This is a genomic window from Marivivens marinus, from assembly GCF_035969385.1.
Taxonomy (GTDB): domain Bacteria; phylum Pseudomonadota; class Alphaproteobacteria; order Rhodobacterales; family Rhodobacteraceae; genus SELP01.
The window spans coordinates 1-11,443 of sequence record NZ_JAYKKJ010000009.1 but is presented as its reverse complement, the minus strand read 5'-3'; the positions used below and the strand labels follow the sequence as shown (position 1 = coordinate 11,443).

General features: G+C 56.7%; 4 protein-coding genes and 1 pseudogene. 4 read left to right on the top strand and 1 reads right to left on the bottom strand.

What is annotated here, in order from left to right:
- From U3648_RS13580 to U3648_RS13565, 4 genes are read left to right on the top strand one after another with little or no spacing between them, the layout of a single operon-like run.
- Entirely contained in the window at window positions 1-3,435 is a 3,435-nt protein-coding gene (locus U3648_RS13580) for an Eco57I restriction-modification methylase domain-containing protein (RefSeq protein WP_420859775.1), read from the top strand.
- Entirely contained in the window at window positions 3,432-5,777 is a 2,346-nt protein-coding gene (gene pglZ / locus U3648_RS13575) for a BREX-1 system phosphatase PglZ type B (RefSeq protein WP_420859774.1), read from the top strand. Before U3648_RS13580 ends, pglZ begins: the two co-directional genes overlap by 4 nt.
- Window positions 5,774-7,825 carry a BREX system Lon protease-like protein BrxL gene (gene brxL, locus U3648_RS13570; RefSeq protein WP_420859773.1) on the top strand — a complete coding sequence of 684 codons (2,052 nt, stop codon included), beginning with the start codon at window positions 5,774-5,776 and terminating at the stop codon, window positions 7,823-7,825. Before pglZ ends, brxL begins: the two co-directional genes overlap by 4 nt.
- Window positions 7,826-7,879: 54 nt before the next feature.
- The gene (locus U3648_RS13565) at window positions 7,880-9,832 is read left to right on the top strand and encodes a GmrSD restriction endonuclease domain-containing protein (protein WP_420859772.1); all 1,953 of its coding nucleotides are present in this window, start codon (window positions 7,880-7,882) and stop codon (window positions 9,830-9,832) included.
- Window positions 9,833-10,078: 246 nt separating this feature from the next.
- Here the strand turns inward: U3648_RS13565 and tnpC are convergent.
- A pseudogene (gene tnpC / locus U3648_RS13560) lies at window positions 10,079-11,323 on the bottom strand (IS66 family transposase); the annotation flags it as partial.
- Between the last annotated feature and the right edge of the window lie 120 nt (window positions 11,324-11,443).

Sequence of the window (11,443 nt, the reverse complement as noted above, 5' to 3'; positions counted from 1 at the left end):
ATGCAGCCGCTTGAAAAAACCCTACGAAACCAACTGGAGCGCACTGTAAAAGCGGCGCGGACGGTGGCGGAGGACGCTGCCGAGGCGGCGCTGCAGCAATTGGGCGTGGGCGACGCAACCGCTTTCCCGCACCTCTCGGAAGACGAACGCGACCTCCGGCGGCGCTTGCGCATTCACGGGCGTCAGCTGGGCGACAGACGCCATACCGAACGCGAAACGCAGGAACTTGACCGGCTGATCGAAGAAGTCGGGTACGAGCATTGGCACCGTATGCTCTTTGCCCGCTTTCTGGCCGAGAACAACTTGCTCATGTACCCCGACCCCAGCGGGCCGGTCCCTGTTTCGCTCGAGGAATGTGAAGACCTGGCGCCCGATGAAGGCGCGGCCAACGGGTGGGAGCTGGCGGCGCAGTACGCGGCCAGGATGCTGCCGCAGATCTTCCGGCTGGACTCCCCTGTGTTCCAGCTGTCCCTGCCGCCGGAGTATCAGCAGCGGTTGGAGAAGCATGTCGAAAGCCTGCCGACCGAAGTCTTCACGGCGTCGGACTCGCTCGGCTGGGTCTATCAGTTCTGGCAGGCGGACAACAAAGAGCGGATCAACAAATCCGAGGTGAAGATCGGCGCGCGGGAACTGCCCGCTGTGACCCAACTGTTCACCGAACCCTATATGGTCAGCTTCCTGCTGGACAACGCGTTGGGGGCCTGGTGGGCCGCCCGCCGTTTGACAGAGCAGGACCTGAAAACCGCGACCAGCGAAGAGGAACTACGCCGCAAGGCATCGATCCCCGGCGTGCCGCTCGATTACCTGCGCTTTGTCCAGGACGAGGACGGCACCTGGGCCCCGGCGGCCGGAACGTTTGATGGGTGGCCGGAACAGCTGAAAGACCTCACCACGCTCGACCCCTGCTGCGGATCGGGGCACTTCCTTGTGTCGATCTTCCTGATGCTGGTGCCGATGCGGATGGAGCGGGATGGCCTGAACGCGCGGGACGCGGTGGATGCCGTGCTGCGGGAGAACATCCACGGGTTGGAGATCGATCAGCGGTGTGTAGAGTTGGCGGCCTTTGCGCTGGCATTGACTGCGTGGAAATACCCCGGCGCGGGCGGCTACCGGGCGCTGCCGGAATTGAACCTTGCCTGCTCCGGTCTGTCTGTCAGCGTGGCCAAGGAGGAGTGGAAGCAGCTTGGACTTGGCAAGCGCAACCTGACCATCGCGCTGGATTGGATGCACGACACGTTCCGCGATGCGCCGGTGCTTGGAAGCTTGTTGAATCCTGCAAAATCGGCAGCGGCCAAAATTGTTAACTGGGAAGAGCTTTCGACCACACTGGACCAAGCGCTACGGCAAGAACATACACTCGAACAAATGGAAGCCGCTGTCGTCGCACAGGGTTTGTCAAAAGCTGCGCTTCAACTTGCTGCCAAGTACACTTGGGTCGTTACCAATGTCCCCTATCTAGGGCGCGGCAAACAAACTCAAAAGCTGATGGATTATTGCGACAGAAGATACCCTGACGCAAAAAATGATCTTGCAACGGTATTCCTCGATCGGTGCTTGGAATATACTGAAGATCGCGGAATTGTTAGTGTTGTGATGCCTCAAAACTGGCTGTTTCTTCCTAGATATCGAACCTTTCGAGAAAACAAGTTGAGGCACGATGAATGGAACCTTTTGGCCCGACTGGGTGCCGGAGCCTTCGAGACTATAAGCGGTGAGGTAGTGAAGGCTATATTGCTGACGCTCACCAATGATAAAAAAAGTCGAAGAGATAATTTTGGAGAAAACTCCGTGGATAATATTATCCATGGGGTAGATGTTGCTGACCCAAAGTCAGTCACCGATAAGGCGATTGCATTGGCCGAAGTCGATATCCGTTCTGTTTCCCAAAACAAACAACTGTTAAACCCGGATGCTCGCATCACCCTTGAAGACACCGATGACTTGCCCCTGCTGGCAGACCGGAGCTCGAGCATAGAGGGCTTATCGACCGGTGATAATCCCAGGTTCATTCAGAATTTCTGGGAGTCTCCAAAGCTAGACGAGAATTGGGAGTACTTTATTCAGAATGCAAAAGAAACGAGCTTCTATACAGGGCGCTCTGATGTTCTGAGATGGTCGCAAGGCGAGCTCAAGAAGTTTCCCAGCGCTCACAACTTCCCATCCGAAATCATGAACGGCAAGCCAATACTAGGTCAGCTCGGCCTCCGTGTTACTCAGATGTCTGACCTTCCAGCAACCATCTACTCGGGTGAAATATTCGGGAAAAGCGCGGCAGCAGTTGTCCCACATAATCAAGATGAATTAGCCGCATTTTGGTGCTTCATCTCTGATGAAAACTACAAGAATGAAGTTAGGCGTATAGACCAGAAGGTTTACGTGTCTTGCGGAACCATGGTGAAAGTCCCGTTCGACCTTGAATACTGGACAAGGGTTGCAGAGGATCGTTTTCCGAATGGTCTTCCAGAACCTTACACGGACGATCCGACCCAATGGGTCTTCCACGGCCATCCGTGCGGCTCCGTCATTTGGGACGAAGACACCAAATGGACCGCTGAGGGCTCGCTCCGCACCGATGACACCGTGCTCCATGTCGCGGTCGCCCGCCTGCTAGGCTACCGTTGGCCCGCAGAGCTCGACCTGGGTATGGAACTGGCAGATGAGCAACGTGCATGGGTGGACCGCTGCGACGACCTGCTGCCCCACGCGGATGACGACGGCATTGTCTGCATCCCGCCAATCCGGGGCGAAGCCAAAGCCGAAGACCGTCTGCTGAACCTGCTCGCCGCCGCCTATGGCGACGCCTGGACGACCAGCACACTGCCTCAGCTGCTGGCAAGCGCCGGCCATGCGGGCAAATCGCTCGACAGCTGGTTGCGCGACAAGTTCTTCAACCAGCACTGCAAACTGTTCCCGCACCGCCCCTTCATCTGGCACATCTGGGACGGCCTAAAGGATGGCTTTGCCGCGCTGGTCAACTACCACAAGCTGGATGGCAAGACGCTCGAGACGCTGATCTACACCTATCTCGGCGACTGGATGAAAACCCAACGCGACGACATCGCCCGCGGTGTTGACGGAGCACAGGAAAAGCTGGCCGCGGCCGACGCGCTGAAAAAGAAGCTGGAGCTGATCCTGGAGGGGGAAGCCCCCCACGACATCTTCGTACGTTGGAAGCCGCTGGAGGAACAGCCGATCGGCTGGGATCCCGATCTGAACGACGGCGTGCGCCTGAACATCCGCCCCTTCATGACCGTCGGCGATGTGGCAAAACGAGATGCAGGCGTCCTGCGCGACAAGCCTAACGTCAAATGGACCAAGGATCGCGGCAAGGATGTCGCCTCTGCCCCATGGTTCGATACGTTTAACGGCGACCGCATCAACGATCATCATCTGAGTCTGGCCGAGAAGAAGGCTGCGCGGGAGGCTGCCAAGTGAAGGTGATCAACCGCTTGCAAAACGCTGTCCGTGGTGCGGCGGCCTATAACCCGGAGGTGCAGGTCAAACCCGCCTGCATCCTCTGGCCTGATCCGGACCGGCAGTGGGAAGCAGTTGTGCCGCAGCTTCAGGATGCCCTGCCGGAAATGGTGGTGCTGGGCGACTACGCCCCAGATCGGCGGACCGGCCCTGCAATCTGGTTGCGCTGTGCCATCGCGGGAACCCTGGACGGCATCGACTTCCCGGTTGGCAGCGTCCCGATTCTGTACCTGCCTGGTGTGGCGCGAACCGACCTGCGTGCCGTGAACGAATGCCCCGACGCCCTCAAACCACTCGCCGAACTGCAATATCGCGGCACGATCTGGTCACAGGTCAGCGCCAAGGACTGGACTGTCCTCGCGTTTCTGAAGTCTGCGCAGGGAGGCCTTGGCCTCGAAGTGACTGCGGACGGCGATACCCGCGCCGCCATGATCACCGCACTGAATGAAGTTCTGGAGCAGGATGTGTCCGCACTTGAAGGCAAAAGGCTGGACCGGGATTTCTTCAACGGCCTGTTGACCAGCGGAGATCTGACGCGTGATGTGCTGACTTGGATCGATCAGGGCGACGCCTACGCTGAACGCATCGGTTCGGCGGCCTGGGGAGCGTTCAGCGATATCTGCGTCTCGCAACTCGGTCTCGATCCCAGGACCGCTGGCGTTCTCACTGGTGCTGAAAAGCTTGCGGGTCGCGAGGGTCAGTGGGGCGCTGTCTGGGAGCGGTTCTGCGAAGCCCCGCAGCGATACCCGAACATCCCCGATACGCTTCGAAAATGCCAAATGCCCTCCTTCGACTTGTTGAGTGACATTTCGACAAAGGGTTCATGGCCGCAATGGAATGATGCGGAAGAAGAGGCGCTACGTCAGAAGCTGCTGGAGCTCGAGACGGTAACGGATGCAGACGCCCGATCAACTGTGCTGGAACTCGAAGCAGTACATGCGGACAGACGGGCTCTGGTCTGGGCAGAAATGGGCCAAGCGCCGCTTGCCAAGGCGCTCAGACATCTTGGTGATCTTGCTGAGATTACAAAACAATCCCTGGCTGGTGGGACGCTGGATGACCTTCAAGGCGCCTACACAGAAAACGGCTGGAAGGCAGATGACGCGGTATTGTCGGCTCTGCAGGAGACGAATACGGACGCCTCAGCGGCGTCAGTGATTGCCGCTCTACGGTCGATCTACTTGCCTTGGGCAGAAGCTTCCGCACGCCATGTTCAGACGCTTGTCGAAAGTGAAGGCTATCCTGGTGGGACGGTTGCATCAAAGCCCAAAGCCAGCAAGACAAACTCCGAATGCATCTTGTTCGTCGATGGGCTGAGGTTTGACCTTGGGAAACGGCTGTCAGCCTTACTGGAATACGCCGGACTGGAAGTGATCGAAACCCCAGCGTGGTCAGCTTTGCCAAGCGTTACCTCGACAGCGAAACCTGCGGTCTCACCGGTATTGCATGAGATCGAAGGACGCGACCAGAGCGAAGAATTCGACCCTTCAGTCGCCGCGTCTGGCCAGTCTCTAAGGGGCGGTCACCATTTGAAGAAGTTGATGGTAAATGCAGGATACCAGGTGTTGCCTCGGAATGAAGTCGGCGATCCTGCTGGAATGGCTTGGACGGAATTGGGTGACATCGATCACGAAGGCCACCAACGCGGCTGGAAACTGGCCCGCTATCTCGACGTGCTGATTGCGGAAATAAGAAATCGTGTCGCCCAACTTATCGAAGCTGGCTGGAAAAGTGTGCGCATTGTAACTGATCACGGATGGCTATTGATGCCAGGAGGATTGCCAAAAACGGAGTTGCCGAGCGCACTATCAGTGAACAAGTGGGGACGATGCGCAGCGATCAAACCCGGCGCCAAAATAGATACTCCGCTCTTTCCTTGGTTCTGGAATCCCTCACATCATTTTGCTCTTGCCAATGGCATTGGCTGTTTCCGCCTGGGTCAGGAGTACACTCATGGAGGATTGAGCCTCCAAGAGTGTCTGACCCTTCACTTGCAAGTGAAGCCCTCATCGAACGCTAAAGAGACAAACGTCGAAATCTCAGACGTTGTTTGGAAGGGACTGCGCTGCACAGTTGTGCTCGCTGTTCCCAATGAAACTCTGACGCTCGATATTCGCCAACGACCAGCTGACCCGGGGAGCACCGTTGTCGTAAAACCAAAGCCTTTTGCAGCCTCGGGGTCAGCATCAGTCGTCGTCGAAAACGAGGACCTTGAAGGGGCCAAAGCGACACTGGTCATTGTTGACGGATTAGGCGCAACTGTCGGCCAAGTAACGATAGATATTGGCGGAGAAGGTAAATGATCGAGCTTGACGACATTGACCGAAAAGCGGCAGCAAGCCTCGATGGCTACCTCGTTCGAAAGGACCTAGTCCGAACCTTCAGCCGACAGTATCCGGTGCCGACTTATGTGGTAGAGTTCTTGCTCGGCAGATATTGTGCCAGCATTGATCCAGACGAAATCGAAGAAGGCTTGGAGATTGTTGAACGGCAGTTGAAATCACGAACGGTTCGCGCCGGTGAAGAAGAGCTCTTTAAGGCTCGGGCCCGTGAAGAGGGTAGCGTCAAAATAATTGATATAATTACCGCGAGGCTGGACGCCAAAACAGACTCCTACGTTGCTTCACTTCCAAGCTTGAGGCTGACAGACGTGCGGATCAATCCTGAGCAGATTCAGGAACATGAGCGAATGCTGACGGGAGGGTTCTACGCCGAGGTAACGCTGAACTATGACGCGTCGATCGCACAAGAAAGTAAGGGACGTCCCTTCGGAATTACGGCCCTACGGGAAATTCAACTCTCTAAGCGAGACGTGCTCGGCGATCTTGCGAAAGCGCGACAAACGTTCAGCACTTCTGAGTGGAAAGACTTCCTGCTGCGCTCAATTGGCTTGGAACCTCGAGACCTAACAGCGCGCCAAAAGGATGCAGTTATGCTGCGCATGGTGCCATTCGTTGAGCGCAACTATAACATGGTCGAGCTTGGCCCAAGAGGAACCGGCAAAAGCCACCTGTTTCAACAAGTTTCACCCTACGCACATTTGATATCGGGCGGAAAAGCCACTGTAGCCAAAATGTTCGTTAACAATTCAAATGGGCAACGCGGTCTTGTCTGCCAGTATGATGTTGTTTGTTTTGATGAGGTCTCAGGCGTGTCTTTCGATCAGAAAGACGGCGTCAACATCATGAAAGGCTACATGGAGTCAGGAGAGTTCAGCCGAGGGAAAGAGAGCATTCGCGCCGACGGAAGCATCGTTCTGGTTGGAAATTTCGATGTCGATGTCGAGCACCAACAGCGCGTCGGGCACCTTTTCGGCCCTCTGCCTCCAGAGATGAAGGACGACACCGCTTTCATGGATCGGATCCATGCCTTCTTGCCCGGTTGGGATGTGCCAAAAATCAATAAGGGACTTCTAACTTCACATTTTGGCCTAGTGAGTGACTTTCTCTCGGAATGTTGGAGCCAGCTGCGCAACGAAAGCCGAGTTGGTTCGCTTCAGGGAAGAGTTTATTTAGGAGGGGCATTGTCTGGACGAGACACAAATGCCGTGAATAAGACGGCAAGCGGGCTCCTTAAGCTTCTTTATCCGACGGCGAATGGCGTAAGTGACGAGGATATCGAGTGGGCAGTTAGGATTGCGCTTGAAGCGCGTCGCCGAGTGAAAGAACAACAGAAGCGTGTGGGTGCAGCGGAGTTCCGAAACACTCATTTCAGCTACACAATGGGAGACGATGGGGTCGAAAAATTTGTTTCAACGCCTGAGTTACAGAATGACAACAGTATCGCAGGTGATCCACTCGAACCCGGCCAAGTTTGGACAGTTGGGCCAGGAGGCGAAGCGGAACATCCGGGATTGTTCCGAATTGAAGTCAATGAAGGCCCCGGCTCTGGAGTGCGGATACTGAACAAACCCGTTCCTGCGGCTTTCAAAGAGAGCATCGGGTATGCCGAACAAAACCTCTATGCGCGAGCTCCTCAGTTAGTAGGAGACAAAGATCCACGTCATCACGAATTTTCCGTTCAACTTAGGGCCTTTGATGCTGCAAAGACTGGCTCAAAGACTGGCGTTGCGGCGCTCGTCGCTCTTTGTACCGCTCTATTGAAGAAGACTACGCGCGGCGGCCTTGTAATTGTCGGTGAGGTCAATCTCGGGGGGTCGATCGAAACGCTTCACAACCCCGTGGAGATGGTGGAGATCGCAGTCGAAAAGGGAGCGACAGTGGTCTTAATGCCGGTTGCATGTAGGCGTCAGCTGTTCGACTTGTCCGATGATATGGCAACTAGGGTGGATATTCAGTTCTATTCAGACGCTCGTGACGCACTTCTGAAGGCAATTTCTGATGTCCCATGAACAAGGACACTTGCCCCGCCAGCGCATGCGTAACTGATTTTTTGGAGAAGCCCCGTGAAAATTTCGACCATACTCGACCACATTGACAGCGGGCACATGGCGCTGCCGGAGTTCCAGCGCGGCTACGTGTGGAACCGTGACCAGGTCCGAGGCCTCTTTGATTCAATGTACCGGCGCCATCCCGTTGGCGGGCTGCTTGTTTGGGCGACCGAGGCGAAGACTGCGACACATCGCGGTGATGGTCCGATCGCTACGGGTATCGTCAAATTGCTGTTGGATGGCCAGCAGAGGATGACATCGCTTTATGGGGTTGTGAGAGGGCACCCGCCCAAATTCTTCGATGGAAACCCTCAGGCCTTTTCGGGTCTTCGTTTCCACCTCGGGACGGAAACCTTCGCCTTCTATCAGCCGATCAAGATGCAGGATGATCCTCTGTGGATCGACGTTACCGCCTTGATGAAGGCCGGAAGCGCGGGCCTTGGCAGCTTTGTTGCGCAGCTCTCAGCTGACCCTGAACACGTCTCCAACGTCGGCGACTTCGTGGGTCGACTGAGCAAGCTTCTCAGCATCACCGACATCGACTTGCATGTCGAAGAAGTCACCGGTGCTGACAAGACGCTCGACGTCGTCGTCGACATATTCAACCGCGTAAACAGCGGTGGCACCAAGCTGTCAAAGGGCGATCTCGCCCTTGCCAAGATCTGCGCCGAATGGCCCGAGGCCCGCGATACCATGAAGGCAAAAATCAAGGATTGGTCGGATGCAGGGTACCATTTCAATATCGATTGGTTGTTGCGGTCGGTGAACACCATCCTCACCGGAGAGGCGAAATTTAGCTATCTACATGACAAGGATGCCATCGATATTCAAGATGGCCTGAAACGAGCCTCAAAGCATATCGACACCTCATTGAACTTGATTGCCGGAAGGCTCGGCCTTGACCACGACCAAGTGTTCTTCGGCCGTTTCGGGGTTCCGGTCATGGTCCGATATATGGACAAAAAGAACGGCGGCCTTGATGCTAAGGAACGCGACAAGCTGCTGTTCTGGTTCGCACAAGCTGGAATGTGGGGTCGCTTCTCGGGCTCGACAGAAACGGTCATTGACCAGGATCTGGCCGCTCTCGAAGGACCTAATGGCGGCCTGGATGCGCTCATAGAACAGTTGCGCCTCTGGCACGGAGGCCTGAGAGTCGAACCGGGCCACTTCACCGGATGGAGCCTTGGCGCTCGGTTCTATCCCGTTCTTTATATGCTTACCCGTATGGGCGAAGCTTCCGATTGGGGAACAGGTTTGGCGCTCAAGGCAAACATGCTTGGCAAAATGAGCCGTCTGGAAGTTCACCACATCTTCCCAAAAGCTCAGCTGTACAAACGGGAATACCGCCGCGCCGAAGTGAACGCGTTGTCGAATTTCTGCTTCCTCACCAAAGACACAAACCTGAACATTAGCGACCGGCTACCCGAGGATTATTTTCCCGAGGTGGAAACGAAACACCCCGGCGCATTGGCGTCACAATGGATCCCAATGGACCCCGCGCTTTGGAAGATCGAACGCTATCTCGACTTCCTTGAAGCAAGGAAGACCCTACTTGCCGATGAAGCAAACAAGAGATTCAAAGAACTTTTGCATGGCGACACGCAATGGTTGGCGGGTGCAACGACACCTCCCGTTGCGCCGACTTCCAAACCGATCGGTGGAATAACCAGCGAAGCCGAAGAACAAGAGTTGGAAACACTGAACCAGTGGGTGGAAGATCAAGGCCTACCGCGTGGACTGGTCGCCTACGACTACGCTGACCCGGAAACCGGCGCGCAAAAAGCTGTCTTTGATCTGGCGTGGCCAAACGGCCTTCAGCCCGGGTTAACGGGACCCGTTGTAATATTGCTGAACGAACCCGCGGAAGTTTTGGCATTGGCTAGCTCGGCTGGATTCCGATGCTTCACCGCCATAGTTGAGTTCCAAGCATACGTGAAATCTGAGATTTTGAACTCCGAAGCTGCGTAGCCCGACATACATTGGAGTTGAGGCGGCCATTACCATCTTCGGATGCAGCTGAAAACAATTCAGCCACTAAGCGTCAGTCCCAATGCACTGCCCCACACGCGCGCGACTGCTCGCGCATCACAGCATAGTCCCGCACCATCTCGACAACGGCCGATCCGTCCGGCAGCATCGCCATTTCCTCGGCCGCCCGTGCCTGAAACGTGACCGTCCGGTGAAGGTGCTCTGGCGAGTGTGGCTGGTTCCCGGTTACGCTGCTTGCGCAGCGTAACTCCAAGGCATCAGCTCGTCGAGTCGGTTGATCTTGTGGTCGGCGATGCGCTCAAGAACCCAGGTCAGCCAGGCTTGCGGATCGATGCCGTTCAGCTTGGCGGTTTCGATCAGGGTGAAAGCGATGGCCATGGCTTTTCCGCCGCCCTCAGAACCGGCGAACATCCAGTTTTTCCGGCCTATGGCCACGGGCTTCATCGCCCGCTCGGCGGAATTGTTGTCGAGCTCCACAGAGCCGGTATCGAGATAGGGGCGAGCTTTCGGCAAACGGCCAATGGCGTAGCGAATTGCTTGGGCCAAGGGCGACTTGCCAGAGATCCGAGGCAACTGGGCGTGCAGCCACTCTTCGAGGTCATCGAAGACCGGCTTGGCCTTTGACTGCCGGAGCACCACCCGTTCGTCAGGTGGCTTGCCACGCGCGTCCTTCTCGACGGTATAGAGGTCGGCGATGCGGCGTATGGCTTCTTCGGCAATAGCCGATCCCTGCGAGGCGAAGACGTCTACGAACTTGCGCCGCACATGTGCCATACAGGCCATCTCGCGGGCCTTGTCGTCGCCGAACAAGCCATTGAACCCGGAATATCCGTCGGCATGGACCCAGCCCTTGTAGCCGGAGAGGTGGCTAGTGGGATGGGCACCCTTTCGATCTACTGTGAACTGATACCAGACGCAGGGCGGCGATTGCCCGGACCAGGGCCGTTCATCTCGGACGTAGGTCCAGACCCGCGCGGTTTTTGTCCTCTTCTGCCCCGGCGCCAGCATCTTCACCGGCGTATCATCAGCGAAAAGGGCCTCGCCCTGTCGGACTTTTCGGCCAATGGCATCAGCGAGCGGCTCCAGCAGCGCCGCCGAGCTCCCCACCCAGTCGGCGAGTGTGGAGCGATCCAGATCGACGCCTTCACGGGCGAAGATTTGCGACTGGCGGTATAGCGGAAGGTGGTCGGAATACTTGCTGACCAGCACATGCGCCAGTAGCCCCGGACCGGGGCGACCGCGATCAATCGGACGAGAAGGAGGGGGCGATTGGACAATCGCCTCGCAGCAGGAACAGGCCATGCGCGGACGCACGATCCGGTTCACGACGAACCGACCGGGGACATACTCCAGCTCCTCGGTCACATCCTCCCCGAGCGTCTTCAAGGCACCGCCACAGCGGCGGCATTCCTCACCGGGCGACAGGATCTCGTTATTGCGTTGCAGGTGATCGGGCAGTGGCTTGCGGCTGTGCCGACGCGCCGGTTTGTCCTCTTCGGATTCGGTGGCGGGCTTTGGAATAGCCCCCTGAAAGTGGTCCACCAACTGGGATAGTTTGTCCCGCAAATTGGAGGATCAGCGATGGCTGGG